The organism is Thioclava sp. F36-6 (assembly GCF_002020305.1).
Taxonomy (GTDB): domain Bacteria; phylum Pseudomonadota; class Alphaproteobacteria; order Rhodobacterales; family Rhodobacteraceae; genus Thioclava; species Thioclava sediminum.
This window is the reverse complement of record NZ_MPZX01000004.1, coordinates 42,524-69,170: the sequence shown is the minus strand read 5'-3', so window position 1 is coordinate 69,170 and position 26,647 is coordinate 42,524. Positions and strand designations below refer to the sequence as shown.

30 protein-coding genes are annotated in these 26,647 nt (G+C 65.3%); 8 read left to right on the top strand and 22 right to left on the bottom strand.

The window, feature by feature from the left end; all coding sequences use genetic code 11:
• Nucleotides 1–40: 40 nt before the first annotated feature.
• Genes BMI88_RS17495 through BMI88_RS17485 form a run of 3 tightly spaced genes read right to left on the bottom strand, consistent with a single transcriptional unit; the run spans nt 41 to nt 2,441 of the window.
• Nucleotides 41–1,006, bottom strand: coding sequence for an OmpA family protein (locus tag BMI88_RS17495; RefSeq protein WP_078550847.1), 966 nt, complete (start codon nt 1,004–1,006; stop codon nt 41–43).
• Nucleotides 1,003–1,716: a GNAT family N-acetyltransferase gene (locus BMI88_RS17490; protein WP_078550846.1), complete on the bottom strand. Its 714-nt coding sequence runs from the start codon at nt 1,714–1,716 to the stop codon at nt 1,003–1,005. Before BMI88_RS17490 ends, BMI88_RS17495 begins: the two co-directional genes overlap by 4 nt.
• Entirely contained in the window at nt 1,713–2,441 is a 729-nt protein-coding gene (locus BMI88_RS17485) for a molybdopterin-binding protein (protein ID WP_078550845.1), read from the bottom strand. Before BMI88_RS17485 ends, BMI88_RS17490 begins: the two co-directional genes overlap by 4 nt.
• A 117-nt stretch (nt 2,442–2,558) precedes the next feature.
• Here BMI88_RS17485 and map point away from each other — a divergent pair, with 117 nt between their 5' ends.
• Nucleotides 2,559–3,368: a type I methionyl aminopeptidase gene (map, locus tag BMI88_RS17480; protein WP_078550844.1), complete on the top strand. Its 810-nt coding sequence runs from the start codon at nt 2,559–2,561 to the stop codon at nt 3,366–3,368.
• Nucleotides 3,369–3,506: 138 nt separating this feature from the next.
• On the opposite strand, the gene BMI88_RS17475 is transcribed toward map, so the two are convergent.
• The 3 genes from BMI88_RS17475 to BMI88_RS17465 are packed head-to-tail and all read right to left on the bottom strand — an operon-like array spanning nt 3,507 to nt 5,931.
• A complete protein-coding gene (locus BMI88_RS17475; RefSeq protein WP_078550843.1) occupies nt 3,507–4,175 on the bottom strand; it encodes an HAD family phosphatase in 669 nt (222 codons plus the stop codon).
• Nucleotides 4,172–4,735, bottom strand: a complete 564-nt coding sequence (gene rsmD, locus BMI88_RS17470; protein ID WP_078550842.1) for a 16S rRNA (guanine(966)-N(2))-methyltransferase RsmD — start codon at nt 4,733–4,735, stop codon at nt 4,172–4,174. Before rsmD ends, BMI88_RS17475 begins: the two co-directional genes overlap by 4 nt.
• The gene (locus tag BMI88_RS17465) at nt 4,732–5,931 is read right to left on the bottom strand and encodes an FAD-dependent oxidoreductase (RefSeq protein WP_078550841.1); all 1,200 of its coding nucleotides are present in this window, start codon (nt 5,929–5,931) and stop codon (nt 4,732–4,734) included. The genes rsmD and BMI88_RS17465 overlap by 4 nt, the downstream gene beginning before the upstream one ends.
• Before the next feature lie 82 nt (nt 5,932–6,013).
• On the opposite strand from BMI88_RS17465, the gene BMI88_RS17460 reads away from it, so the two are divergent.
• The gene (locus BMI88_RS17460) at nt 6,014–6,502 is read left to right on the top strand and encodes a peroxiredoxin (RefSeq protein ID WP_078550840.1); all 489 of its coding nucleotides are present in this window, start codon (nt 6,014–6,016) and stop codon (nt 6,500–6,502) included.
• Between the two features lie 56 nt (nt 6,503–6,558).
• Here the strand turns inward: BMI88_RS17460 and BMI88_RS17455 are convergent, their stop codons facing one another.
• The 6 genes from BMI88_RS17455 to smc all read right to left on the bottom strand — a co-directional run bounded on the left by BMI88_RS17455 (nt 6,559) and on the right by smc (nt 13,960).
• Nucleotides 6,559–6,930, bottom strand: coding sequence for a 4a-hydroxytetrahydrobiopterin dehydratase (locus tag BMI88_RS17455; protein WP_078541694.1), 372 nt, complete (start codon nt 6,928–6,930; stop codon nt 6,559–6,561).
• A 57-nt stretch (nt 6,931–6,987) separates the two neighbouring features.
• Nucleotides 6,988–7,869, bottom strand: coding sequence for a mechanosensitive ion channel domain-containing protein (locus BMI88_RS17450; protein WP_078550839.1), 882 nt, complete (start codon nt 7,867–7,869; stop codon nt 6,988–6,990).
• A gap of 39 nt (nt 7,870–7,908) precedes the next feature.
• Nucleotides 7,909–9,096, bottom strand: a complete 1,188-nt coding sequence (locus BMI88_RS17445) for a GNAT family N-acetyltransferase (RefSeq protein ID WP_078550837.1) — start codon at nt 9,094–9,096, stop codon at nt 7,909–7,911.
• Nucleotides 9,097–9,153: 57 nt separating this feature from the next.
• Entirely contained in the window at nt 9,154–9,921 is a 768-nt protein-coding gene (locus BMI88_RS17440) for a glycerophosphodiester phosphodiesterase family protein (RefSeq protein WP_078550835.1), read from the bottom strand.
• A complete protein-coding gene (locus BMI88_RS17435; RefSeq protein WP_078551119.1) occupies nt 9,918–10,373 on the bottom strand; it encodes a RidA family protein in 456 nt (151 codons plus the stop codon). Before BMI88_RS17435 ends, BMI88_RS17440 begins: the two co-directional genes overlap by 4 nt.
• Nucleotides 10,374–10,501: 128 nt before the next feature.
• Nucleotides 10,502–13,960 (bottom strand): chromosome segregation protein SMC, encoded by a 3,459-nt coding sequence (gene smc / locus BMI88_RS17430; protein ID WP_078550833.1) that lies wholly within the window; start codon nt 13,958–13,960, stop codon nt 10,502–10,504.
• A gap of 239 nt (nt 13,961–14,199) precedes the next feature.
• Here smc and BMI88_RS17425 point away from each other — a divergent pair, with 239 nt between their 5' ends.
• Complete coding sequence (locus BMI88_RS17425; RefSeq protein ID WP_078550831.1) at nt 14,200–14,556, top strand: CidA/LrgA family protein; 357 nt, start codon at nt 14,200–14,202, stop codon at nt 14,554–14,556.
• Entirely contained in the window at nt 14,549–15,265 is a 717-nt protein-coding gene (locus BMI88_RS17420; protein WP_078550829.1) for an LrgB family protein, read from the top strand. The genes BMI88_RS17425 and BMI88_RS17420 overlap by 8 nt, the downstream gene beginning before the upstream one ends.
• Before the next feature lie 10 nt (nt 15,266–15,275).
• Here the strand turns inward: BMI88_RS17420 and BMI88_RS17415 are convergent, their stop codons facing one another.
• The 7 genes from BMI88_RS17415 to BMI88_RS17385 all read right to left on the bottom strand — a co-directional run bounded on the left by BMI88_RS17415 (nt 15,276) and on the right by BMI88_RS17385 (nt 19,526).
• On the bottom strand, nt 15,276–15,932 hold the full coding sequence (locus BMI88_RS17415; RefSeq protein WP_078522350.1) for a trimeric intracellular cation channel family protein: 657 nt from the start codon (nt 15,930–15,932) through the stop codon (nt 15,276–15,278).
• Nucleotides 15,929–16,393 (bottom strand): ribonuclease HI, encoded by a 465-nt coding sequence (gene rnhA / locus BMI88_RS17410; protein ID WP_078551118.1) that lies wholly within the window; start codon nt 16,391–16,393, stop codon nt 15,929–15,931. Before rnhA ends, BMI88_RS17415 begins: the two co-directional genes overlap by 4 nt.
• Nucleotides 16,386–16,991, bottom strand: coding sequence for a glutathione S-transferase family protein (locus BMI88_RS17405; RefSeq protein ID WP_078550827.1), 606 nt, complete (start codon nt 16,989–16,991; stop codon nt 16,386–16,388). Before BMI88_RS17405 ends, rnhA begins: the two co-directional genes overlap by 8 nt.
• A 4-nt stretch (nt 16,992–16,995) precedes the next feature.
• A complete protein-coding gene (locus BMI88_RS17400) occupies nt 16,996–17,424 on the bottom strand; it encodes a DUF3429 domain-containing protein (RefSeq protein WP_078541704.1) in 429 nt (142 codons plus the stop codon).
• Complete coding sequence (ispH, locus tag BMI88_RS17395) at nt 17,424–18,371, bottom strand: 4-hydroxy-3-methylbut-2-enyl diphosphate reductase (protein ID WP_078550825.1); 948 nt, start codon at nt 18,369–18,371, stop codon at nt 17,424–17,426. Before ispH ends, BMI88_RS17400 begins: the two co-directional genes overlap by 1 nt.
• 60 nt (nt 18,372–18,431) lie before the next feature.
• Nucleotides 18,432–18,878 (bottom strand): YqaA family protein, encoded by a 447-nt coding sequence (locus BMI88_RS17390; protein ID WP_078550823.1) that lies wholly within the window; start codon nt 18,876–18,878, stop codon nt 18,432–18,434.
• 84 nt (nt 18,879–18,962) lie between these two features.
• Nucleotides 18,963–19,526 (bottom strand): NYN domain-containing protein, encoded by a 564-nt coding sequence (locus BMI88_RS17385; protein WP_078522355.1) that lies wholly within the window; start codon nt 19,524–19,526, stop codon nt 18,963–18,965.
• 150 nt (nt 19,527–19,676) lie between these two features.
• Between BMI88_RS17385 and folK the strand changes: the two genes are divergently transcribed.
• The 4 genes from folK to BMI88_RS17365 all read left to right on the top strand — a co-directional run bounded on the left by folK (nt 19,677) and on the right by BMI88_RS17365 (nt 23,561).
• Nucleotides 19,677–20,237, top strand: a complete 561-nt coding sequence (folK, locus tag BMI88_RS17380; protein ID WP_078550821.1) for a 2-amino-4-hydroxy-6-hydroxymethyldihydropteridine diphosphokinase — start codon at nt 19,677–19,679, stop codon at nt 20,235–20,237.
• A 98-nt stretch (nt 20,238–20,335) separates the two neighbouring features.
• Nucleotides 20,336–20,692, top strand: a complete 357-nt coding sequence (rpoZ, locus tag BMI88_RS17375) for a DNA-directed RNA polymerase subunit omega (RefSeq protein WP_078522357.1) — start codon at nt 20,336–20,338, stop codon at nt 20,690–20,692.
• Between the two features lie 27 nt (nt 20,693–20,719).
• On the top strand, nt 20,720–22,852 hold the full coding sequence (locus BMI88_RS17370; RefSeq protein WP_078550819.1) for a bifunctional (p)ppGpp synthetase/guanosine-3',5'-bis(diphosphate) 3'-pyrophosphohydrolase: 2,133 nt from the start codon (nt 20,720–20,722) through the stop codon (nt 22,850–22,852).
• A 34-nt stretch (nt 22,853–22,886) separates the two neighbouring features.
• Nucleotides 22,887–23,561, top strand: coding sequence for a DUF2062 domain-containing protein (locus BMI88_RS17365; protein ID WP_078550817.1), 675 nt, complete (start codon nt 22,887–22,889; stop codon nt 23,559–23,561).
• Between the two features lie 7 nt (nt 23,562–23,568).
• Here BMI88_RS17365 and BMI88_RS17360 read toward each other — a convergent pair whose 3' ends face one another.
• The 3 genes from BMI88_RS17360 to BMI88_RS17350 form a co-directional block, all read right to left on the bottom strand.
• Complete coding sequence (locus BMI88_RS17360) at nt 23,569–23,814, bottom strand: WGR domain-containing protein (protein WP_078550816.1); 246 nt, start codon at nt 23,812–23,814, stop codon at nt 23,569–23,571.
• Between the two features lie 104 nt (nt 23,815–23,918).
• Nucleotides 23,919–24,629, bottom strand: a complete 711-nt coding sequence (locus BMI88_RS17355) for a response regulator transcription factor (RefSeq protein WP_078541712.1) — start codon at nt 24,627–24,629, stop codon at nt 23,919–23,921.
• Nucleotides 24,626–26,530 carry a PAS-domain containing protein gene (locus BMI88_RS17350; protein WP_078550814.1) on the bottom strand — a complete coding sequence of 635 codons (1,905 nt, stop codon included), beginning with the start codon at nt 26,528–26,530 and terminating at the stop codon, nt 24,626–24,628. Before BMI88_RS17350 ends, BMI88_RS17355 begins: the two co-directional genes overlap by 4 nt.
• Nucleotides 26,531–26,647 lie beyond the last annotated feature (117 nt).

Genomic DNA, 26,647 nt, shown 5'->3' with positions numbered 1-26,647 from the left:
GCGAACTCCCTCCCGCGCCGGGCCATTCCGCCAGCTGGCGCTAACTCCGGGTCGAGGTGAGAACCGCTTCGACCCGTCTGTTTTTCTCGCGTCCCTCTTTGGTCAGGTTGCTTGCGCGCGGGGCGAGGAAACCCGCCCCCTCGGCGCTGACTTGCGACGCCGCCACCCCGTAATCGCCGATCAGCTTCTGCCGTGCCGATTGCGCGCGTTTCTTCGACAGCGCGATATTGGCCGCAAGCGAGCCCACCGCATCGGTATGGCCCACCAGCATCACCTGAAAATCGGGATTGGCCTTGAGAAACTCGGCCAGTGCCTGCAGCGAGGCGAAATCGCCCGAGCCAAGCGCAGAGGCGCCGGAGGGGAAGTCGAGATCGTCGAGCGCGACCGAGCCCTGCGCCTCAAGCGTTTGCGCAAGCGCGGAGGGGGCGACGGCGGGCGCATCGGCGCGCGGCAGAATCGGCGCGGTTTGCGGCGGGGCGAGCGGATCGTCGGGCTGAGCAGGCGTGACGTCCTGCACCCGCATCTCAGTTACCTGAATGAAGCCCGACTCGGACGAGCGCGACACGGTAATTCCGAAGTAATCCGACCCATTGCGCGCCGCGATATAGCGGAAGTCGCCCAGATCGACATGCATCGCGGGCTCTGACAGCAGGTCGAGCGCGTAGCGGAAATCGAACCCGCCGCAGGCCTGCGTGTCGCATTCATAGAGGATGTCGTAGCCCGCCTGTTCGAGCTGATCGCGCAGCGGGGCGAGGATTTGCAGTGTCGTGTTCTGATTGGCGCGCAGCTGATAGGCGGTGTCGGAGCGCGCGCCTTCCAAATCGCGCGTCTCGAGCTGACCATCCTGCCACGGCCCGACTGCCAACTGGTAGCTGGTGGCGGGGCTCGTTTCCTGCGCCGATTGCGTGGCGCCTGCGGGCAGTGTCAGATCCGACGCCGCCTGTGCCGCGTGGGACAGGGTAGCGGCGAGAAGACCTGCCAACAGGAGGGACGCCCGGCCGGTCATGCGGCCTCCGGCGCGCGGCGATAGTGATACTGCGCGCGCACTTCCATGCCGAAGCTCTTGGCAAGCCCGTTCGAGGCATCGTTTTCAAATGTCGTGATCATCTCGAACCGCTCGGCCCCGGCCTCGGCGGCCCAGCGTGCGCCCTCATGGATCATCTCGCGCGCGAGGTTCATCCGGCGATATTGCGGCGCGACCGCGAGCGCATGGAGCATCGCAGCCCCTTCATAGACAGCGATATAGGCAACGCCTGCAGCCCGGTCGTCCTTGCGGCCCAGCACGCAGGTTTTCGGCACTTCGGCGCGATCCATGATCGCCTGACGCTCGGGGCCGACATCGAGCTCGGTCCACAGGTCGCGGGCGATCTGCAGCGGCGGCCAATGGGCGAAAGCGGTCACGGGCGGCACCTCGCCCTGTATCGCGGCGATCGGAGCCGACCAGATCCGCACCGGGTCATAGGATTCGTAGCCGCGCGCCTCCAGGACCGCGTCCAAGGCCTCGTCGCCCGCGCGGATCATGAAGCGCGGGCGCTGACCCAAGGCGCGATGCGCGGCTTCGGCGGCCGGAATGTCGGCCTGTTCGAGCGGCACTTCCAGCGTCGCGCAGCTGACGCGCGATCCGCCGCCTTGCCCGTCGCGGATCAGAAATCCGCCCGCGCGGCGATATTCGGCTGCGGGCCAAGTCGCGTCGATGATCGCATAGGCGTCGATCATGTGCCCTCCGGGAAGGCGGTCTTCAGCTCGGCGAAGCCCGCCTCGACCTGAACGGGATCGGTGCCGCGCAGCACGAGATTGGTGCCGTAGCGGCCCTCCTGCACGAAGGGGTAGGAGCCGATCGAGAGGTCGGGATAGCGACCCGCCAGCGCGCGCAGATCGTCGGCCACCGAGGATTCCGCGCGCAGGACCTGCAGGCTGCGCGAGAGCATCGGCGCGCCGCCGGTGAGTTTCGGCAGCAGCCCCTCGACCATCGCCTGAAAGATGTTCGGCACGCCAGCCATCACATGGACATTGCCCAGCGAGAAGCCCGGCGCGGCAGAGACCGGGTTCTCGATCAGCTCCGCGCCGTCGGGGATCCGCGCCATGCGCAGCCGCGCGGAGGTGAATTCCGTATCCCGGGCTGCGTAATGCGCGGCGAGGATCGCCTTGGCATCCTCGCGCACGTCGAGCTTGGCGCCCATCGCCTCGGCCACCGCATCGGCGGTGATGTCGTCATGGGTCGGGCCGATTCCGCCGCTCGTAAAAAGGTGATCATGGGCTGCCGAGAGCTCTCGCACCGCGGCCACGATCACTTCGTTATCGTCCGGCACCACGCGGATTTCGCGGCAGGTGATTCCGCGCTCGACCAGCTGTCCGGCCAGATAATGCGCGTTTCCCTCGCGGGTGCGCCCCGAGAGGATTTCATCGCCGATGATCAGGATCGCTGCGGTGGGATTTGGCATCTGTGAGGCTCCTTTCGACTTGGTATAGGGCGCGGAACGGGGCGCGAAAAGCCCGGGCACTGGCCAAGCCCCGCTTTTGTGACTATCTAAAGGCCGAAACCCTTAAGGAGCAGACCGTTGGACGATACTCAGGGCCGCACCACGAAGGACGGAATCCGGATCTACGATCAGAGCGATTTTGCGGGAATGCGCGCCTCCTCGCAGGTGACGGCGCAAATTCTCGACGAGGTCGCCGATCTGGTGGAGCCGGGGGTCACGACCGCAGCACTCGACGCCTTCATCGAACGCCGCGTGGGCGAGCTGGGCGCCACCTCGGCGACCATCGGGTATCGCGGCTATCAGCACGCGAGCTGCATCTCGGTGAACCATGTCGTCTGCCACGGCATCCCGGGCGACAAGAAGCTGAAGGACGGCGATATCATCAATATCGACGTGACCGTGATCCTCGACGGCTGGTTCGGAGACAGCTCGCGGATGTATGTCGCGGGCAATCTGAGCCGCAAGGCCGAGCGCCTGATCCAGGTCACCCATGACTCGCTCATGGTCGGCATCGAGCAGGTGAAGCCCGGCAACACCTTTGGCGATATCGGCCACGCGATCCAGAAATTCGTCGAGAGCAACCGCATGTCGGTCGTGCGCGATTTCTGCGGCCACGGCGTGGGCAAGGTGTTCCACGCGCCGCCGAACGTGCTGCATTACGGGCGCGCAGGATCCGGCGCGATGCTGGAAGAGGGCATGATCTTCACGATCGAGCCGATGGTGAATCTGGGCCGCCCCGAGACCAAGGTTCTGGCCGACGATTGGACCGCCGTGACGCGGGACAAGTCGTTGTCGGCGCAGTTCGAGCATTCGGTGGGCGTGACCGCCGATGGTTGCGAGATCTTCACCACCTCGCCGGCGGGACGCTTCCACCCGACCTGGCGCTAAGATTCAGTCGTTAGTGGGGCTCCGCCCCCGCTGGCTGCGCCAGCCCTGCGCTTGCGCTTCGGGCGTTCGCCGGGGCGTCCTTCCACTGGAAGGCCGCTGGCCCCGGCTCACCCCGGGATATTTCCGCCAAGCCGAAGTTCAGGGATCGAGGCCGATGAGTCGCGGCACTTGGGCCATGTCGGTGAACAGTTCCGCCCCTTCCGCCGCGAGCCGCGGGTTATCGCCTTTCGGCGAATAGCCGAGGCAGCGCATGCCAGCGTTTTTCGCCGCGCGCGCGCCTGTGGCGCTATCTTCGATCACCACGCAAGCCTTCGGGTCAGCGCCCAGATGGCGCGCGGCATGGATGTAGAGATCGGGCTTCGGCTTGGGCAGTCCCATGTCCTGCCCCGAGAACAGAAGTCCTTCGAGCCGCGTGCGGATATCCGGGTGCTGCCCGAGCGTCGCCTCCATCTTCGCCTGCCGTCCGTTCGAGCCGACCGCAAAGGGAATTCCCTCCGCATCGAGCCGGGCGAGAAGGCGCGGGATGCCGGGCATCAACTCGGTCCCCTCGCGCAGCCGGGCGTAGAGCCCTTCGTAATAGCTGTCGACCCAGCCCTCGGGCAGATCGGCCCCGTGCGCGCGGCCCCATTGATAGACATTCTCGATGGTGGAGCCGATGAAGGCCTCTTCCAGTTCGGAGATCGTCTTATGCACGCCGTAGCGGGCGAATTCTTCCTGAATCAGGTCGAAGGTCGCGGGCTCGCTGTCGACGAGCACGCCGTCGCAATCGAACAGGACGGCATGGGGGATCCTCGGGTGGTTTGTCATTCAGGCATCCGGGCAAGGGTTACGAGCGTGTCGCCATAGCGGCGTTGGTCGAGCTGTTCGAGGGCGGCGGGCAGGATCGGCGGGGTGTTCTCTTCCCAAACGATCATCGCGCCCGGAGCGATCCATCCATTCTCGAGACAGGAGGCGAGGGCGCGTTCGCCCAGCCCCATCCCGTAGGGCGGGTCGAGGAAGATCAGGTCGTAGCCGGGGCCGCGATTCGGGCCCATATTGGTCGCATCGCGCCGCCAGACATCTGTAACGCCCATCGCGCGCATCGCCTCGATATTGCGGCGCAGAAGCGCGCGGGCGGCCGTGCCGTCATCGACGAAAGCCACGCGGGCCGCGCCGCGCGACAGAGCTTCCAGCCCGAGCGCGCCGGTGCCTGCGAAGAGATCGAGCACCCGCGCCTCGGGCACCGGATTGCCATGCCCGCCATTCATCAACAGGTTGAAGATCGACTCGCGCACGCGGTCGGTCGTGGGGCGCAGATGCGCGTCCATGTCGCCCGCACCCACATCCGCCAGTTTCAGCCCGCGTTTCGCGCCTCCGATAATTCTCATTTCATCAGGGCTTTCAGCTCTGCCGTGGTCTCGACAGCTTCGGGCGTCACGGGTTTGCCCGCTTCGATCAGGCGTTTGCCGACCATATAGGCGCGCGCATCGTTGATCGCGTCCACCGCGATCAGGCGGCCTGCGCGGAAATACCAGAAGCTGCTGCCGTCATCGCGGCGGCTGACGACCTGATCGTAGCCCGCATTGAGCCCGGCGATCTGCAGCTTCGCGTCGAACTGATCGGACCAGAACCACGGTTTTGGGGCATAGGCGCGGCCTGCTCCCAGCATGTTCTCGGCGACCAGCTCGCCCATGTCGATTGCGTTGCCGACGGATTCGAGGCGGATACGTTCAGCGGCCCCGGGGAAGGAGGCGCAATCGCCCGCCGCCCAGATATGGGGCGCGGAGGTGCGGCCCTGCGCGTCGGCGGCGATGCCGTTTTCGCAATGGATACCGGCTTCGCGGGCGACCTCTTCGTCGGGGGTGATGCCGATGCCGACGATCACGAAATCGGCGGGCAATTCGCGCCCGTCCTCGAGGATCGCGCCGATGACGGCCTCCTCGCCGGTCAATCGCGTCAGGCCGACCCCTTCGAGGATTTCGACGCCGCGCCCGCGATGCAGCGCGCGGATCGCGTCTGCAGTTTCTTCGCAGGCGACGCGGCCGAGGATGCGCGGGGCGGCCTCGACCAGCGTGACCTCGAGGCCGAGCTTGCGGGCGACTGCCGCTGCTTCCAGCCCGATATAGCCGCCGCCGACCACCACGAGCCGTTTGCCAGGGGTGAAATGGGGCCGCATCCGGTCGACATCCGCGAGGTTTCGCACGGTGAAGACATTGCCGAGATCGCCGCCGATCGCAGCGGGTAGACGGCGCGGCGTGGCCCCGGTGCACAGCGCCAGTTCGGCATAGTCCAGCGTCTCGCCATCCGACAGGGTGACCGTCTGCGCCTCGGTATCGATCGCGGTGACGGAGGTGCCGAGCCGCAGCGTGATGTCGTTCTCCTGCCACCAGTCCGGGGCGCGCAGCGTCAGGCGCTCCAGCTCCATTTCGCCCAGCAGATAGGCTTTCGACAGGGGTGGGCGCTGGTAGGGTTGAATGGGCTCCGCGCCGATCACGGTGATCGCACCGTCATATTTCAGCGCCCGCAGTTTCGCGGCCATCGAGGCTGCGGCCTGTCCCGCGCCGACGATCACTATTCCACCCATGACTTTCTCCACTGGCCCGGCTCGCGCTTGACCCTATATCGACGGGCGGAACAAGTGCAACGCGAACAAATCGGAGCTTTCTATGACCTTAACGACCGGCGACGTTCTTCCTGGCGCGACTTTCCTCGCGATGGGCGACGAGGGGCCGCAACCCGTGAGCCTTGGCGACAAGATGAAGGGCCGCAAGATCGTGATCTTCGCCGTGCCGGGCGCTTTTACCGGCGTCTGCACCACCGCCCATGTGCCCAGCTTCATCCGCACCAAGGACCAATTCGCCGAGAAGGGCGTGGACGAGATAGTCTGCATCTCCGTCAATGACCCCTTCGTGATGAAATCCTGGGGCGAAGAGACCGGCGCGACCGAGGCGGGGCTGACCATGCTGGCCGACCCGGAAGCCGCTTTCACGCAGGCGATCGAGATGGACTTCACCGCGCCGCCCGCGGGTCTCATCAACCGTTCGAAGCGCTACGCGATGCTGGTCGAGGATGGCGTGGTCAAGCTGCTGCATGTCGAGGATAGCCCCGGCACCTGCGAAGCCTCGGCGGGCGAGGGGCTTCTCGCGGCAATCTGACGCGCGCCCTTTCCGGAACATGAAAACGCCCGGCCAAGGAGCCGGGCGTTTTTCGTTTAGTCTTCGTCTTTTTCGACCGGTTCGGTCAGACGCATCACCGGGCGTCCGATATCGCGGTCGACCTCGGCCACGCCCTCGGCCAGCGAATCCAGCGCACCGGCCAGTTCGATATCGAGGACGCTGATGCCGCCGCAATCGTGGGTCGTCAGCGTGATTTCGAGCTTGTTGTAGACATTGCGCCAGTCGGGATGGTGATCCATCTTCTCGGCGCAGAGCGCGGCTTGGCTCATGAAGCCCCACGCGGCGGAGAAATCCTTGAACAGAAGCCGCTTGATCAGGGCATCCTGCCCATCGGCCGCGCGCCATCCGGTATCTTCAAGCGCATTGAGCAGCGCCTTGCGTTCCTCGGGTTCGAGCTTCGATGTCATCGCTTACTCCCTGATGCGTTAAGCTGGCCCGCAGCCTTGCAGCCCCGGGCCGCCAGTTCAAGCGGCACCGCTTTCGCGGGTCACGCTGCGGGTCTCGATTTTCGGCACCTGCACCACTTCGAGCGTGCGCGTGGGGAAGGGGATGCCGATATCGTTCGCGTCGAACTCCACCTTGATCTTGCGGGTATATTCCGCCTGCAGGCCCCAGAAATCTTCCGTCTTGGCCCAGACGCGGAAGGTGAAATCGACCGAGCTGTCGCCCAGTTGCTTCACCCGGATCACGGGCGCGGGCTCCGGCAGGGCGCGCGGATCGGAGAGCGAGATATTCTCCAGCACTTCCTGCGTTTTCTGCAGGTCCGCGTCATAGGCGACGCCGATGGTCAGATCCATCATCCGCGTCGGGTTGGCGGAGAAATTGGTGATCGCGCTCGACCAGATATCGCTGTTGGGCACGATGATCTGGATGCCGTCATAGGTCGTCAGAACCGTGTAGAAGAGCTGGATTTCGGTCACCGTGCCGCTTTCCGAGCCCGCCGCGATGAAATCGCCTTGGCGGAACGGGCGGAACAGGATGATCATCACGCCCGCCGCGAGGTTCGACAGCGTGCCTTGCAGCGCGAGACCGATAGCCAGACCGGCGGCACCGACAAGGGCGGCCAGCGAGGTCGTCTGAATGCCGAAGCGGTTGAGGATGAAGATCACCCCGATCGCGAGGATCAGGTATTTCACCATATTGCCGAGGAAGCCGAAGAGCGTGTCGTCCAGCCGTTTGTAGCGCTGCGACAGCGCCACGATGCGCCGTTTGGCCCAGGCCGAGATCGCCATCGCGACCAGCAGGATCACCAGCGCAGCCACCACATTCACCGCAACCATGATGGCCGCATCGATCCGATCCTGCGTCAGCCACGCGCTGACATCGGTCAGGTCATTGAAATTCATTCATCGCTCCCGTCATACGTCCTTTAACACTGCTACTTATCACGCCTGCTCATCGCTGCCACCCGAGGGGCTCCGGAACGGGCCCATTTCGGTAAGTATCTCGATATCTTCGTCCACGGCGGCGCGTTCGGCCTCCAGATACTCCGCGACCGCGCCGCACAGACCTTCATGGCCGATCCAATGCGCGGAATGGGTGGCCACGGGCAGGTAGCCGCGCGCCAGCTTGTGTTCGCCCTGCGCCCCGGCCTCGACCCGGCTCAGCTTGTGCGCGATCGCGTAATCGACCGCCTGATGGTAGCAAAGCTCGAAATGCAGGAAGGGGTGATCCTCGATGCAGCCCCAGTAGCGCCCGAACAGCGCATCGCGCCCGATCAGGTTCAGCGCGCCCGCGATCGGGCGGTCTCCGTTCATCGCCAGCACCAGAAGCACGTCCTCGCGCATCTCGTGCAGCAGGTCGAAGAAGGCGCGGCTCAGGTAGGGGCGGCCCCATTTTCGCGCGCCGGTGTCCTGATAGAACTGCCAGAACGCATCCCAGTGCTCGGGCCGGATGTCGTCGCCAGTCAGCTGCACGATCTCGCCGCCGAAGGCCTGTGCCCGCTGGCGTTCCTTGCGCAGCGTCTTGCGCTTGCGCGAGCTGAGTTCGCCAAGGAACTGGTCGAAGCTTTCGTAATCGTCGTTGAACCAGTGGAATTGCTGCCCGAGCCGCGGCAGCCAGCCCGCCTCGGCGGCAAGCGCCGCCTCGTCCTCGGTGCAGAATGTCATATGGACCGAGGACACCCCGGCCCCTTCGGCGATCTGCGCCATCCCGGCCAGCAGCGCGCGGCCCCCGGCCTCTTCCAGCCCCGGCAGAACCAGCAGGCGCCGCCCGGCCACGGGGGTGAAGGGCACCGCGCATTGCAGCTTGGGGTAATAGCGCCCGCCCGCGCGCTCGAACGCATCGGCCCAGCCGTGATCGAAGACATATTCGCCCTGGCTGTGCGATTTCACGTAAAGGGGGGCTACCCCGATGATCCGGTCGCCCATCCGCGCCACCAGATGTCGCGCATCCCATCCCGTCCCCGGACCGACCGAACCGGAGGCCTCGAGGGCGGCAAGAAACCGATGCGTGGTGAACGGGTCGAACGCCCGCTGCCCATCCCCGATTTCGGGGCAGGCGCAGGCGTTCCAGTCTTCTTCACTTATTTCGGAAATATCCGAATAAAGCGTGATTTCAACGCTTTGATCCATTTTATCCCGGGTGGTTAGGCCATCCTTTGCCTGAATCTGTGCCCTGAGCGCGCGGCGTCAAGCCGGAAGCGCCGATAGGTAGCCTTCGAAGGTCACGTTATCGGCCACCCGACGCGCCAGCGCCTCCTCGTCGACCGAGCGGATCGTCCAGCACAGAACCGGCACGCCGAGCGATTTCAGCTCGGTCACTCGCAGCGCGTTCAGGTCCTTCGCCTCATGCGAGATGAAGGCCGCGCCGACACGCTCGAAATCGGGAATATGGCGCAGCTCGTCGCCGCGCGCTGCGGGCAGCAGCGCCCAGTCATTGGGCTGATAGGCCGAGGTCGTCAGCCCGACCGGAACGCCCGGGGCCAATTCGCCGAATGCCGCCACCGCATGCGGATTGAAGGACATCACCGCAACCGGGCCTTCGTAATCGCGCAGCAACAGCGCTGTCGCCTCTTCCAGCGGACCGATCTGCTGGCCGAGCGCGCCGTCCTGATCCTTGATCTCAACCAGAAGCGGGACCTGCCCGTCGACAATCTTGAGCACCTCGGCGAGGGTCGGAATGCCCTCCTGCGTCCCGCTCAGATGGATCGCGGCAAGCTCTGCCGACGTGCGCTGGCGCACCGGGCCGCGCTCTGCGGTCAGCCGGTCCAGCGCGTAGTCGTGAAACACCATCGGCACGCCATCGGCCGAGAGTTGCACGTCGATCTCGATCCCGTAGCCCGCCGCGATAGCCGCGCGGATTGCGCCACGGCTGTTTTCGGGACGGCCGAGCGTGTAGTCGTGCAGCGCCCGATGCGCGATCGGAAGCCGGAGAAAATCAGGATGCAATGCCATCACGCGACCTCGAAAATCGCCTCGATTTCGACCGCGACGCCCATCGGCAGCGAGGCCGCCGAGACCGCCGAACGCGCGTGACGCCCCGCATCGCCGAAGACCTCGACCATCAGGTCCGAACAGCCGTTCACGACTTTCGGCTGATCGGTGAAGTCAGGCGTCGAATTCACGAACCCCACCAGCTTCACCACGCGGAGCTTGTCGAGATCACCAATGGCCGCTTTCGCCTGCGCGATCAGCGCCAGCCCGCAGAACCGCGCCGCCATCGCGCCCTCTTCGACATCCATCCCGTCGCCGAGCTTGCCGCGGATCAGCCCCTCGGGCCCGTTCGAGATCTGTCCCGAGACGAACAGTTGATTGCCGGTGCGCACGAAGGGCACGTAGTTTGCCGCCGGGGCCGGGGCATCGGGAAGGTGAATTCCCAGCTCTTCGAGACGTGCTTCGATCTTGGCCATTGCGCCCTCCATGAGAATTTCGCGGCGAGGCTAGGCGCGCGCCTTTTCTCCCGCAAGCGGAATCGCTTCTCTTCTTCTTGATCGAAATATCCCGGGGGCGCGATAGCGCTGGGCGGAGCCCCTCACCGTTACGCCACCAGCGCCTCGGCCTTCTTCAGGTCGACCGAAACGAGCTGGCTCACGCCCTGCTCCTGCATCGTCACCCCGAACAGCCGGTCCATCCGCGCCATCGTCACCGCGTGGTGGGTGATGATCAGGAAGCGCGTATCGGTGCGCCGCGTCATCTCGTCGAGCAGGTCGCAGAAGCGCGTCACGTTCGCATCATCGAGCGGCGCATCGACCTCGTCGAGCACGCAGATCGGGGCGGGGTTGGCCATGAAGACCGCGAAGATCAGCGCCATCGCGGTCAGCGTCTGCTCGCCCCCCGACAGCAGCGACAGCGTGGACAGCTTCTTGCCCGGCGGCTGGCACATGATCTCGAGACCGGCCTCCAGCGGGTCGTCGCTTTCGACCAGTTGCAGGTTCGCCGAGCCGCCACCGAAGAGGTGGGTGAACAGCGTGCGGAAGTTCTCGTTCACCTGCTCGAACGCGGTCAGAAGACGCTCGCGCCCTTCGCGGTTCAGGCCCGAAATCCCGGCGCGCAGTTTGCGGATCGCCTCTTCGAGATCGGATTTCTCTTGCACCAGCGCGTCATGCTCTTCCTGCACCTCGCGGGCGTCTTCCTCGGCGCGCAGGTTCACCGCACCAAGGCTCTCGCGCAGCCGCTTGAGCCGGTTCACTTCCGCGTCGAGCTTCTCCGCGTCGGGCATCTTCTCGGGATCGGCGTCGAGGCTCTCCAGCAGATCCTGCGGCGACTTCTCGGTCTCCTCCAGAATACGTTCGGCGGCATAAGCGACCGTCTCGCGGGCCGCATCGACGCGGGCTTCGGCACGGGCGCGGGCTTCGCGCGCCTCGCCAGCCAGACGTTCGGATTCGCGCTCGGCCAGCTGCGCCTCGCGCAGGGCGCTTTCCGCACCCGACAGCTTGTCCGACGCCTCGGCCTGACGCGCTTCGGCGGTGGCGATGGCCTCCGACAGCTCGGCGCGTTTCGCGGCCAGTTCCTCGGGCGCGGCGGAGGCGTCCTTCAGCTCTGCCTCGCTCTCGATCTTGCGGGTTTCCAGCTCGGCCGAGCGTTTCTCAGCGGTCTCCAAGCGGTGCCGCCAGCCCGAGATTTCCTTGGTGATCTCCTGCCGACGCTTCAGCCGCGCTTCGCCTTCCCGACGGATTTCGTCATGGGCGGAGCGCTTGGTCATCATCGTCATCCGCGCCGCTTCGACGGTCATCTTCACCGCCTCGACGTCGCCGCGCGCGGCGTCCAGATCGGGCAGGGAGGATTGCGCATTCTCCGCCTCGCGCAGCGCCATCCGCGCGCTGCCAGCCTCTTCCTCGTGGCGGGCGACTGCGAGCTGGGCGCTTTCCAGCTTGGAACTGGCGATGGAACGATCGGCCTCGGCCCGGCTGAGCGCGCGGCCCGCTTCGGCCAGACGGCGATCGGCATCGCGGCGCGCCTCGCGGGCGGCGGCATCGGCGCGGGTGGCCTCGGCCAGCGCGGCGGTCAGCGCCTCATGGGCGGATTTCGCGCCCGAAGCGCGCGCCTCGGCCTCTTCCAGATCGCGCTTCAACTCCACCAGACGGTTGAGCTGTTGCAAGCGCAATGCGGCGGCGGTCGGCGCATCCTCGGCGCCGGCGCGATAGCCGTCCCAGCGCCACAGGTCGCCCTCGGTCGAGACGAGCCGCTGGCCGGGGGCCAGTTGATCCTGCAGCCGCACGCCCTCGTCGTAATCCTCAACCAGACCGATCTGCGAAATCCGGCGGACCAGCACATCGGGCACATCGACATGAGCCGAGAGCGGCTCGACACCGACGGGCAGGGGCTGCGGCGCGGGATAGTCGGGCAGCGCTTGCCAGCCGGTCGCGTCATCCTCGCCGACTTCCGGCGCTCGCAGGTCATCGGCGAGCGCGGCACCGAGCGCCGCCTCGTAGCCGCGATCCACCCGGACGCGGTCGAGAATCTGCTGACCGTTGGAGGCTTCGCGCTCGACGAGACGGGCCAGCGCCGACACCTCGGCCCGCAACGCCCCCGCTTCGCCTTCGGCTTCCGAGCGTGCCGCCCGGGCCGCGCTTTCGCGGCCCTGCGCCTCGGCCCGCGCGTCATCGGCCTGACCAAGCGCTTCCTCGGCGGCTTCGGCGGCGGCCTGCGCCTGTGTCTGTGCGCCTTCGGCCGCCTCGAATTCGGTGTTCGCCTTCGCAAGCGCGGCGGCAGCGGCCTCGGCGGCTTGCTTAGCCTGCGCCGCGGCGGCTTCGGATTTCTCCGCCGTCGCGCGGTTGTCGGTCACGAGGCGCTGCGACGACTGGTGGCGGGCGGCGAGCCGCGCGACATCCTCGGTCAGTTCCGAAAGTTGCGCCTCGCGTTCCTGCAAAATCTGCGCGGCCTCATGGGCGGCATCGACTGCGGCCGCCAGTTTGTCTTCATGCCCTTCGGAGGCTTTCGCGATCTGCGACTGCTCCCATTCGAGCCGCCCGATCGTCTCGCCCGCATCGCGGTTGAGCCCCGCTTCGCGCTCCATGTCGCGCACGAGCTGTTCGATCCGCGCCTTCAGTGTCTCGATCCGCGCAATCGCCTGATCTTCCTGATCCGAGAGCGCGTCGCGCTGCACGGTGAGCCGTTGCAGGATCGCGCCCGCGATGGCCTCTTCCTCGCGCAGCGGCGGTAGCGCGTCTTCCTTGCCCTGCCGGGCCTTGGCGGATTCGCGGGAGGCCTTCTCGGCCTGCGCGGCCCCTGCGACCTTCTCGCGATGCGCCTCTTCGGCGGTCGTGCGGGCCAGATCGGCTTCGCGCCAGCGGCGATACAGCAGCATTCCCTCGGCGCGGCGCAATTCCTCGCCGATGGTGCGGTAGCGCGCGGCCTGGCGCGCCTGCCGGGCCAAGGTGGCCAGCTGCGAGGCGAGCTGCTCGATCACGTCATCGACGCGGGTCAGGTTCTGTTCGGCGCCGTTCAGCTTCAACTCCGCCTCGTGGCGGCGCTGATAGAGGCCCGAGATCCCGGCCGCTTCCTCGAGGATGCGGCGGCGGTTCTTCGGCTTGGCGTTGATAAGCTCGGAAATCTGACCCTGCCGCACGAGCGCGGGCGAATGTGCACCGGTCGAGGCGTCGGCGAACAGCATCTGCACGTCGCGGGCGCGCACGTCCTTGGAGTTCACCTTATAGGCCGAGCCCGCGTCGCGGGTGATCCGGCGCACGATCTCCAGCCCGTCGCTGTCGTTGAACCCCGAGGGCGCGAGCCGCTCGGTATTGTCGATCTGCAGCGCGACTTCCGCGAAGTTGCGCGCCCCGCGCGACGAGGCGCCCGCGAAGATCACGTCTTCCATACCGCCGCCGCGCATCGCCGAGGGGCGGTTCTCGCCCATCACCCAGCGCAGCGCTTCCAGGAGGTTCGACTTGCCGCAGCCATTGGGCCCGACGACGCCGGTCAGCCCGTCATGGATCACGAGATCCGTGGGGTCCACGAAGCTCTTGAAACCGTTGAGACGAAGCCGAGAGAAGCGCAATTGCCGAACTTTCCGAATCTGACCGAGTTCTGAGAAGTGTCCGTAGAGCAGGCCTGCGAGTCAATGGGAAGACACCGCATCTGGAGATGATGGGGCTGTTATCCACAATATATTGGCGCATTCTTGCGCAGGTATCGGGGGTGCGAGATGCCCGCCGACGCAGTCGGGTATGCACCTCCGCTGTCTTTTCCTTTTGATCGCGGAGGCTTAGCATCAGGTGCGTCCCAAGGAGCCGACCGATGATCCCAGCCCTGTCCCTGATCCTCGCCTGCCAACTCGCTGGCGAGATCCTGTCCCGTGCTTTGCAACTGCCGCTTCCCGGCCCGGTTCTGGGGATGATCTTCCTGCTTTTGCTCATGAGCGTCTCGGGCAAGGTGCAGCAGATCGTGCGCCCCACGGCCCAATTCGTGTTGCAGCACCTGTCGCTTCTCTTCGTGCCGGCGGGCGTGGGGATCGTCGCGCATCTGGGCGCGTTGCGCGAGCATGGGCTGGGGCTGGCGGTGGCGCTGGTGATCTCGACGATGTTGGCGATCGTGGTCGGGGCGGCGGCCTTCGTCGCGGTGGCGAAGCTGACCCGGAGCAACGTCGATGACTGATCCGTTCAAGCTCTGGTCCTACCTGTCCTCCGAACCGCTGCTGTGGCTGTGGGCGACGCTGATCGCCTATTGGATCGGGGATACGATCTTCAAAAGCGTGAACCGCAGCCCTTTCGCCAATCCGGTGATGATCGCGGTGGTGATCCTCGGCGCGGTACTCCTGATGACGGATACGCCCTATCAGCGCTATTTCGACGGGGCGCAATTCGTCCACTTCATGCTGGGCCCGGCGACGGTCTGTCTGGCGGTGCCGCTGCATGCGAACCTGCCGAAAGTGAAACGCGCGCTTCTGCCGATCGCGGCGGGGCTGATCGCGGGGTCGGTTACGGCCATCGTCTCGGTTCTGGCGATTGCGAAGGCGATGGGTGCGGGGCCGGAACTGCTCGCCTCGCTCGCGCCGAAATCGGTGACGGCCCCGGTGGCTATCGGGATTTCGCAATCGCTTGGTGGGGAGCCCTCGCTGACGGCGGCGCTGGTGATCCTGACCGGGATGATCGGGGCGATCACGGTGACGCCGATGCTCAACCTGCTGGGTTTTCGCGACTGGCGGGCGCGGGGCTTCGCGGTGGGTGTGGCCGCCCACGGGATCGGAACGGCGCGCGCCTTTCAGGTGCATGAAACCGCGGGCGCCTTTGCGTCCATCGGGATGGGGCTGAACGCGGTGCTGACCGCCTTCCTCGCGCCGGTGGTGCTGAGCTACTTCGGTTAATCGACTTCCGTCAGTATTGGCGCGGCGGGCGCGCCTTGTAGACCGGAAGCTTCCAGCCGAAGCGCAGCGATCCGGCCCGCAGCGCAAAGGTCACGCCGCCGCAGATCAACAGCGCGATCAGCGTATCCGCCCCGAGGGCCGTCGCGATTACCGCGCTCATGGCCCCGGCAAACGCGCAGGACAGATACAGCTCGCCCTGTTTCAGAACCAGCGGCACCTCGTTGCAGACCACGTCACGCATAAGGCCGCCGAATGTGCCGGTGGCGATGCCCATGATCAGCACGATCACCGGCCCATGCTCCAGCCGCATCGTGATCGCGACGCCTGCAGGCACCGCGACCGCCAAGGCACAGGCATCGAGCCACAGCAGCGCGCGGTAGCGGCTTTCCAAGAGATGCGCGGTGAAGAACACGACCACCGCCGCCCCTGCCGCGATCAGCACATAGGTCGGATCGCCGACCCAGAAGACCGGGTCGCGCCCCAGAAGCAGATCACGCAGCGTGCCGCCGCCGATAGCGGTCAGCGCGGCAATGAAGATGAAGCCCACGAGATCGAGCTGCTGGCGCGAGGCGACCAGCGCCCCGGTCAGCGCGAAGACCAGCACCGAGGCATAATCCAGCGCCGCGCCCAAGGGAAACTCCCCCAGCCAGTCGGGCAGGGCGGTCATTTTTGCTTGGCCGGTTTGAACGGCTCCATCCCGGCGCGGGCCAGCTCGTCGGCGCGCTCGTTCTCGGGGTGGCCCGCATGGCCCTTGATCCATTCCCACGTCACACGATGGCGGCGCTGCGCCTCGTCCAGCCGCTGCCAGAGATCGACATTCTTCACCGGCTTCTTCGCCGCGGTCTTCCAGCCGTTGCGCTTCCAACCGTGGATCCAGCCGGTCACGCCGTTCTTCACGTAAGCGGAGTCGGTGGTGATCGTGATCGCGGTGTCGCGGGTCAGGGTCTCCAGCGCGTTGATCGCGGCCAGAAGCTCCATCCGGTTATTCGTGGTCTCGGCTTCGCCGCCCTTCAGCTCGCGCTCCTTGACGACGCTTTCACCGTCCATCGCGCGCATCAAGACGCCCCAGCCGCCGGGGCCGGGATTGCCGCTGCAGGCGCCATCCGTCCATGCGTAAAGCTCAGGCATCGAGACCCACATAGCCGTCGAGCGCTGCGATCCGGTCGAGCCAGCGGCGCAGCGCCGGGAAGGGCTCGAGATCATAGCCGCCGCGGGTCTCGGCGGTATGGGTGTAGGCGTAAAGGCAGATATCGGCGAGGCTCATCGTGTCGCCCGCGAGCCAATCCGCCTGCTCCAGCCGCTGCTCCATGATGCCCAAGAGGACGTGGCCGCGCACTTCCAGCGCGTCGAGCGTCTCCTGCGTGCGCTCATGCGCGCGATGCGGATAGCACAGGATCGCGGCGCGCACGGCGATGACGCCCTCGTGCTGGTTCTGCTCCCAGAACATCCAGGACAGCATTTGCGCGCGGGCGAACCGGTCCTCTGGGATGAAGCGCGAGCCCTCGCCGAGATAGGTCAGGATCGCGTTGGACTCCGCGAGTACCCGCCCGTCGTCGAGATGCAGCGCCGGCGCCCGACCGAAGGGCAGCGCGCCGCTTTCATGAGCTTCGGCCAAGGCGTCGGTGTCATACTCGACATCGATCTTGTCGTAGCTCTGGCCCAGCAGCGCCATCAGCAGACGCACCTTGTAGCTGTTGCCCGAGGAGGGCATCGAATAAAGCTTCATCTCGTTACGTCCTCACAAGCGCGATCAGGCAGGCGACGACGACGACGGTCAGGCCGATGCGCAGTTTGAGCCACCAGCGCGGTGTGTGGCCGAATTTCTGGAACAGCCAGTCGAGCGGCAAGAGCGCGAGGAAGCCCAGGATCAGCACGAAATTCACCGGCATCCCGAGCGCCACGAAGGCGATGAAGAAGATGACCGGAGCGACGGCGAGGAAATAGCCGGTCTCCCATTCCGCGCTCGCGGCGAAGCCCCAGAGGCTGCCCGCCATGAAGCAGAAGATCATCAGGCCATAGGCGAGCACCGCCACACGCGGGTCCGCGATGAAGGCGAATTGACCGGTCTGCACGACCAGCACGCCCCAGAGGAACGGGATCAGCCCGGCAAGGCCAAGAATCAGCGCGCCGCCGGGGATTTTCGGGCCGATTTCGCGCATCACGACGCCTCTCTCAGAACGCGGGGCACCTTGAATTCGATATCCTCGCGGGCGGTTTCGATCTGATCGACGGTCAGGTCATAGCGCTGGCGGAAGGCGTCGATCACCTCGTCGATCAGCACTTCCGGCGCGCTCGCGCCCGCGGTCACGCCGACCGTCTGAACACCGTCGAGCGCGCGCCAGTCGATATCCGCGGCGCGCTGCACCAGCTGCGAATAGGCGCAGCCCGAGGCTTTGCCGACCTCGACCAGACGGCGCGAGTTGGACGAGTTCGGCGCGCCGATCACGAGCAGCGCGTCGATCTGATCGGCCATCGCCTTCACCGATGCCTGACGGTTGGTGGTGGCGTAGCAGATGTCTTCTTTCGCGGGGCCGACGATCTTCGGAAAACGGTCCTGCAGCGCGGCCACGATCGCCGCCGTGTCATCGACCGACAGCGTCGTCTGGGTGATGAAGGCCAGCCGATCGGGATCGCGCGGCGTGATCTTGGCCACGTCCTCGACCGTCTCGACCAGCAGCACCTCGCCATCGGGCAGCTGCCCCATCGTGCCCAGCACTTCCGGGTGGCCCGCATGGCCGATCATGACCATCTGCAGCCCCTCGTTCGAGTGCCGCTCGGCTTCCTTGTGGACCTTGCTCACCAGCGGGCAGGTCGCGTCGACATAGATCATCTCGCGCCGCGACGCCTCGGCGGGCACCGATTTCGGCACGCCATGGGCCGAGAAGATCACCGGCCGGTCATCAGGGCATTCGTCGAGCTCTTCCACGAAGACCGCGCCTTGATCGCGCAGGCTGTCGACGACGTATTTGTTATGGACGATCTCGTGGCGCACATAGACCGGTGCGCCCCATTTCTCGATCGCCATCTCGACGATCTTGATCGCCCGGTCGACGCCCGCGCAAAAGCCGCGCGGGGCTGCCAGATAAAGGGTCAGGGAGGGTTTCATCGCGCGCTCCTTTGTTCGGGTTCAGACCTAAAGCCCCGTCCGCCTCGCGTCCAGAGGCGATCAGCTTGCGAGTTTGATCGCTTCCGCCGTCAGCCAGGCCAGCACCGCGTAGCGCCCTGCCTTGGCCACGAAGACCAGCGGAATGAAGAGCCAGAGCGACATGCGCAGGATGCCGGAGATCAGGCAGATCAGATCGCCGCCGGGCGCCCAGCTCAGCAACAGCAGCCCGATCCCCCAGCGCTCGAACCAGCGATGGCCGCGCGCGAGCTGCGCTTCGGAGGCGGGAAACCATTTGCGGTCTTTCCAGTGGGTGACGCCCAGTCCGATCACGTAGGTGACGAGCGAGCCGATCGTGTTTCCCACGGCGGCGATGAGGATCATCAGCCAGATATTTTGGGTGCCAAGCGTCTGCAGCGCGACGAATACGAGCTCCGACTGGAACGGGATCGGCGTCGCCGCCAGAAGCGCCGAGACGAAGAGGCCGAAGAGGGAGACGTTTTCGAGCATAAAGCTTTCCGCGAAAGACAAAGGGCGCGCAGGTGATCTGCACGCCCCTTCAATCACGAATTACGGGTCGCGTCAGGCCCCGGATCAGCTGTCGTCGCCGTTCTCGTCCTCGCGCGGCTCACGCGGCGGGCGACCGATCACTTCGCGCAGCGCGTCGAGTTCGATGAAATTGTCGGCCTGACGGCGCAGCTCGTCGGCGATCATCGGCGGCTGCGAGCGGATCGTCGAGACGACCGAGACGCGGCAGCCCTGACGCTGAAGGCTTTCGATCAGCGGACGGAAATCACCATCGCCGGAGAACAGCACGATATGATCGAGGCGCGGTGCGAGTTCCATCGCATCGACGGCTAGCTCGATATCCATGTTGCCCTTCACCTTCCGGCGACCCATGGAATCCGTGTATTCCTTGGCCGGTTTGGTGACCATCGCGAAGCCGTTGTAATTCAGCCAATCCACGAGCGGTCGGATCGGCGAATATTCTTCACTCTCCAGAAGAGCGGTGTAATAGAAGGCGCGGACGAGTTTGCCGCGACGTTCAAATTCTTGTCTCAACAGCTTGTAATCAATATCAAAGCCAAGCGCCTTGGCGGCCGCATAGAGATTAGATCCGTCAATGAACAGGGCGAGCCGTTCGTCCTTGTAGAACATACAGTCCTCTTGCACAGGTAGGGTGGACCAGTTCGCGCAGGTGCCGATACGGAAAGTATAGCCGCATCAATTGTGTTGCACAGGCGGGGAGGGCCGACCAGATTTATCTAGGACATATCGCATTTCGCGAGGGAAACGGAATCTGTCTTTATGGACACTAACTATTTGGTCGCTTTCGGGGCGAATCTACCAAGCCAATTCGGGTCTCCTCGCACTACGCTCTGCGCCGCGATCGAGCGGCTCGAGCAATTGGGGTTTTCCTTGGTTGCCGCCAGTCGGTTCTGGTCGACGCCTGCCGTTCCCGAAGGGTCCGGTCCCGATTTCGTGAACGCTTGTTGCAAAATGCGAAGCAGTTTGCAACCGCGCGATGCGCTCGCGCAACTTCATGGAGTCGAAGAAGAATTTGGCCGTGTGCGGGAAGGTCGTTGGAGCGCGCGTGTTGTCGATATCGACCTGATCGCCTCGGAGGATCGGGTTCTGCCAGATCGCGAGAGCTTTCTGCGCTGGAAAAACCTTCCGCCGGAGGCGCAGCAGCGCGAAGCTCCGACCGACCTGATCCTGCCGCATCCGCGCTTGCAGGACAGGGCTTTCGTGCTGATTCCCTTGGCCGAAATCGCACCGCTCTGGCGCCACCCGATCACGGGCGACAGCGTGATGGAAATGCTCGCCGCCCTTCCCGAGGCGGAAAAATCCCCGATTTCCCCTCTGTAACGTGGTCAAAACCCTGCGGACGGGCCGGATGGGCGCTTGTGTTTCTGCACTGCAAAGCCTAAGTAGGGCCCTCAATCCGAGTTCTTCTGGAGAGATTCATGGCCCGCGTGACGGTTGAAGATTGCGTTGACAAGGTTCCGAACCGCTTCGAGCTGGTAATGCTCGCTTCGCATCGTGCCCGCGAAATCGCTGCTGGCGCTCCCCTCACGGTCGAGCGTGACAACGATAAAAACCCCGTCGTCGCTCTGCGCGAAATCGCCGAGGAGACCCAATCGGCCGAGGATCTGCGTGAGCGTCTCATCGAGAGCAACCAGACCCAGATCGAGGTCGACGAGCCCGAAGAGGACTCGATGGCGATGCTCATGGGTGGCGAGAGCCCCGATCGTGCCGTCGAAGACGACATGAGCGAAGAGCGTATGCTGCGCGCGCTGATGGACGCGCAGGGGCGCGAATAATCCACTGATTGGCTGGAACGAGCGCGAATGATCGACGTCGAAGACCTGATCGCGCTCGTCCGCAATTATAATCCCAAGACCGATGCGGATCTGATCCGGAAGGCCTATGCCTACGGAAAAGACATGCATGAAGGGCAGTTCCGGCATTCGGGCGAGCCCTATTTTTCGCATCCCGTCGCGGTGGCGGCGATCCTGACCGAGCAGCGTCTAGACGATGCGACCATCATCACCGCCCTTCTGCACGACACGATCGAAGACACGCGCTCGACCTATGGCGAAGTGTCCGAGATGTTCGGCGAGCAGATCGCCGAGCTGGTCGATGGCGTCACCAAGCTGACAAATCTGCAACTTTCGAACGCGGCCTCGAAGCAGGCGGAGAACTTCCGCAAGCTGTTCATGGCGATGTCGAAAGACCTGCGGGTGATCCTCGTGAAGCTCGCCGACCGTCTGCACAACATGCGCACGATCCGCTCGATGCGGGCCGAGAAGCAGGCGCAGAAAGCGCGCGAGACGATGGAGATCTACGCGCCGCTCGCAGGCCGGATGGGTATGCAGTGGATGCGCGAGGAGCTTGAAGACCTCGCCTTCAAGGTGCTCAACCCCGAGGCACGCACCTCGATCATTCGGCGCTTCGTCAGCCTGCAGAAGGAAACCGGCGATGTGATCCCGAAGATCACCGCCGACATCCGCGCGCTGCTCGAAGACGAGGACATCGACGCCGACGTCTTCGGTCGCGCGAAGCGGCCCTATTCGATCTGGCGCAAGATGGAGGAGAAGCAGCTCACCTTCTCGCGCCTGTCGGATATCTACGGTTTCCGCGTCATTACCCGCACCGAGATGGATTGCTACCGGGTGCTGGGCCTGATCCACCACCGCTGGCGCGCGGTGCCGACCCGGTTCAAGGATTACATCAGTCAGCCGAAGACCAACGGCTACCGCTCGATTCACACCACCGTTTCGGGGCGTGACGGCAAGCGCGTCGAGGTGCAGATCCGCACCCGGCAGATGCACGAAGTGGCCGAGGCGGGCGTCGCGGCGCACTGGTCCTATCGCGATGGCGAGCGGGCGCAGAACCCCTTCGCGGTCGATCCAGCGAAATGGCTCGCCTCGCTCAGCGAGCGGTTCTCGGACCCCGATGGCGACGGCGATCACGACGAGTTTCTCGAGAATGTCAAACTCGAGATGTATTCCGATCAGGTCTTCTGCTTCACCCCGAAAGGCGATGTGGTGAAGCTGCCCAAGGGCGCGACCCCGATCGATTTCGCCTATGCGATCCACACGCGGATCGGCAATAGCTGCGTCGGTGCCAAGGTCGACGGCATCCGCGTGCCGCTCTGGACCCGGCTGAAGAACGGCCAGTCGGTCGAGGTGATCACCGCTTCGGGCCAGCGTCCGCAGCTGACCTGGCTCGATATAGTGGCGACCGGGCGCGCCAAGGCCGCGATCCGCAAATCGCTGCGCGAGGAAGATCGCGACCGCTTCATCAAGCTGGGGCAGGAACTGGCGCGTGTGGCCTTCGAACATGTCGGCCGCCGCGTGACCGACAAGGCGCTGCGCACGGCCGGCAAGGCGCTGGGGATCGGCGATCAGGACGAGGTTCTCGCCCGGCTCGGCTCTGCGGAACTGGCGGCCTCGGATGTGCTCGACGCGCTGTATCCCGAGCTCGCCCAACGCCGCGAAGGCACCGAGATCGAACCGACTCGCGCGGTTCTGGGCCTCGGCGCCGATCAGAGCTTCCGCCGCGCCGATTGCTGCCAGCCGCTGCCGGGCGAGCGCATCGTCGGCATCACCTATCGCGGCAAGGGCGTGGTGATCCATGCCATCGATTGCCCCGCGCTCGAAGAGTTCGAGGATCAGCCCGAACGCTGGGTCGATCTGCATTGGAAGACCGGGCAACACCCGCCCGCCTACACCGCGACCCTGAAGGTCACGATCTCGAACGATGCGGGCGTGCTGGGACATATCTGCACATTGATCGGCCAGCAGAAGGCAAATATCTCGGACCTCGACTTTGTGGAGCGCAAGCCGGACTTCTATTCGGTTCTCGTCGAGGTCGAACTGTGCGATGCAGAACATATGCATCGCCTGCTTACCGCCTTGGAGGCGGAGAGCGACGTGGCGCAGGTGGAGCGGATCAGAAACCTGTCGCGCAAACCCTGACGCACACGGCGCAGGGGGGAGAAAGGACGGCAGCGTGGTCTTCAGACGGCGCGAAAAACGGGGGGTTTGGGCCAACCTGCGCGAGGCGATCTGGCCGCGTTCGGGCTGGTCCCGGGCTTTCCAATACGTCAAGCACCGGGTCAACCGGCTTCCCGACCGACCGCACCGGATCGCGCGTGGCGTCTGGGCCGGGGTCCTGGTCTCCTTCACGCCGCTTTTCGGATTTCACTTCGTCAGCGCCGCGGCCGTGGCGTGGATCATGCGCGGCAATATCCTCGCCGCGATCCTCGCCACGTTCTTCGGCAACCCGGTCACCTTCCCGATCATCGCGGTCTTCTCGACCAAACTGGGTCACAAGATCCTGGGCGACCGGCTCGATCATGGTGGAGAGCCCGAAAGCCTGCTGCAGACCTTTCAGGCGGCGAGCCACGATCTGCTGCATAACTTCTGGGCGATGTTCACGCCCGAGCGCGCGGAATGGAGCGGGCTGGAGCGGTTCTTCACCGATGTCTGGTTGCCCTATCTGATCGGCGGGATCGGTCCCGGCGTGATCGCGGCGACCATCTGCTACTACGTGTCCCTGCCGATCATCACGGCCTATCAGAACCGCCGCCGCAGCAAGCTGAAGTCGCGGCTGGAGAAGATTCGGGCGAAGATCAAGCGCGAGGAACGCGCGGCGGCGGGGAAAGCAGAGAACTCCGAAGACTGAGTAGGGCTCAGGCCTGCGCTTCGCCCGCGCCCGCCTCGCTCAGCGCATAGCCGCGCCGTTGCGCCCGTCGACGAAACCGCTCCGCCGCATGGACCGCTTCGCGCAGGTTGGAAAACCACCGCAGACAGGACGCGCCGGTCTGGCCCTGCAGGCCCCATTCGCGCAGCACGGTATATTCCCCGAACAGGTTGTCGGAGACTTCCACGCGATAGAACCGTCGCGACGTCGGCGTGTGAAGAAGGAGATTGAGCATGGCAGTGCCCCTGTATCCCGATTTCGTGAAGTGAATCAGAGCGGGGCGGTTTTGGCCAGCGAAAAGAGGTTAACGCCTTGCTGTCCGCGCTAGAGGCGGTGTCGTCAGCTCCAGCGGACCTCGCCCAGGAAGATATAGCCTGCGCCGTAGATTGTCTTGATAAGGCGCGGGTTTTTCGGATCTTCGCCAAGCTTCGTGCGCAGCCGCGAGATCCGCACATCCATCGCCCGGTCGAAGCTTTCGCCTGCCGCACCGCCCAGGCTTTCCTGCATCTGCGCGCGGGTAATCAGCCGGTTCGGGCTTTCCAGAAACAGCCGCAGCACCTCCCCTTCGGCATGGGAGAACGAAGTCTCGGCCCCGTCCTCCGCCACCAGCAGGTAGCGGTCGAAATGGGCGGTCCAGCCTGCGAAATGGGCGGTCTGCGCCTGCGCCGGGCCTTCGCTGCGTCCCTTGCGCAGGCGCGCACGGATGCGGGCCACGACCTCAGCCGGATCGAAGGGTTTGATGATGTAATCATCCGCGCCAAGCTCCAGACCCGTCACCCGGTCCTGCACCTGCGCGCGGCCCGAGATGATGATGATCGCAGCGCCCGATTCCAGCGCCAGCCGATGCACCAGCGCCAGCCCGTCACGGTCGGGCAGGCCCAGATCGACGAGGCAGACATCGGGCGAGGAGCGCTTCAGCCCGGCTTCGAACTCGGTCGCGCGGCCATAGCAGGTCGTACGGAACCCGGCCTCTTCGAGCGCGTCGGAAAGCATCCGGCGGATTTCGGGCTCGTCGTCGAGGATCGCGACAAGGGGATGGTCGGCACTCATCGAGGCACTCCCGCAAGCAGCGCCGCAAGCTGCGCGGCGGTAAAGGGTTTCTGAAGGACCGGGCAGGGGGCCTGCGCGCGCAGCGCATCGCCCGGCGGCAGCGAGGTCATCAGGATCATCGGAACCTGATTGCGGATTTTGCGGGCGAGATCCACCCCGCTGCGCGGTCCGGGCAGCTGGATATCCGACAGGACCAGCGCGATGTCGGGCAGGTTCAGCAGGGCTTCGGCCTCGGCGATCGTGCCCGCCTCGACGACCGTGTGATCCATCGCGCGCAGCATGTCTCGGGTGCTGGCGCGAATGTCCTCGTCATCCTCGACCAAGAGCACCATCATCGGCTCGGCTTGGCGGGCGGCGGGTTTCAGCGGCAGGCGCATCGTGACGCGCGCGCCGTCCTCGGTATTGGCCAGCCGCAGCGTGCCGCCCGCGAGCTTGGTCTGGTCATAGACCATCGACAGGCCGAGCCCGGAGCCCTCATTGCCCTTGGTCGTGAAGAACGGATCGAGCGCATGTTCGAGCGCCTCATCCGAGAACCCGCCGCCCTGATCGGTCACTGCGATTTCGACCCATGTATCGCGCACCGCGCGGGCCTCGATCCGGATCGTGCCGCCCTCGGCGCGCATCGCGTGATTTGCGTTCAGGATCAGGTTCAGCAGGCTGTCCTGCAACGGGCCGGGATCGAGCAGGATCGGGTCTTTCAGATCGCTATTGTCGAAATCGAGCGTCACCGGATCATGGAGCGTAGGCCCCGCCATCGCGGCGAGATCGTCGAAGAGATCGTCGAGCACCACCGCCTGCGGGCGCAGCTCGCGCGGGCCCGAGATCGCGGCGATCCGGTCGAGAAGCGTGCCGCCGCGCCGGGCCGCGCCAAGGGTCGCCCGGATCGCGTCCTGCGCGTCGGCGGGCAGCCCCTCCATCCGTTCGAGCCGCCCCTGCAGTCCGAGGATGATCGTCAGCAGATTGGCGAAGTCATGCGCGAGCCCCGAGGAAAGCTGTGCTGCCAATTCGCGCTTCGCGGATTGCGCGAGTGCTGCGCGGGCTTGCGCCTCATGCGTGACGTCGGTGGAGAGGATGTAGACCCCGCTCACCTCGTTCTTGCTGGCAAGATCGGGGGTCAGCGCGACGCGGATGCGCCGGCCCGACGGGTCATGGGTGATCTCGACGACGCTCGCCTCGCCCGCCAGCGCGCGCCGGAACCCGGGTGTGATCTTGCGATAGGTCTCGGGGCCGAGCGCCTCGCTCGCGTGGTGGCCGACCGCATTGGCGAGCGAGCCGGGCATAACGGTCGACAGGCGGCGGTTGGAAAAGGTGTAGATCAGGTTACGATCGACCCGCGCGATATGGGCGGGCATCATCTCGGTCACCTGCCGCGTGCGGGCTTCGGTGATCGCCAGCTGGCGCGAGGTTTCCTCCAGCGCCATGTTGGTCGCGGCCAGTTCCCGGTTCGCCGCCGCCAGCGCCTCGGCATGGTCGAGCAGCTGGTCTGACAATTCCTCGGACCGCGCGCGCAACAGCGCCTCTTGCCGCTTCACCGGCGTGATGTCGGTATAGACCGTGACCCAGCCGCCCTCGGGCAGCGGCGCGCCTTCGACCGAGATCGTGCGCCCGTTCGCCCGCTGGCGCTCCATGTAATGGGCCTCGAAGGCGCGCGCGGTCTCGACCCGCTCGCGGACGGCGGCCTCGATATCGTCGACCTCGCCATATTCGCCCCGCGTCACGAGGAAGCGAATCGTGTCCTCGAAGGTGGTGCCGGGCTGGGTCAGCGTGTCGGGCAGGTCGAACATCAGCTGATACTGGCGGTTCGACACGGCCAGCTGCAGATCGCTGTCGAAGATCGACAGCGCCTGTCCGATCAGGTTCAGCCCCGCCTGTGTCAGCCGCTCGCGGCTCGTTTCGCTCACCTCGCCCCTCCCGCTCCTTGGCTTTTGCTACCACCGGCGGGCGGCGCGGCAAAGCGTGTTTCGCTGCGCAGCGAAGTCGTAAGAATTCGTTACAATCACGAAAAGATCACGAAAACT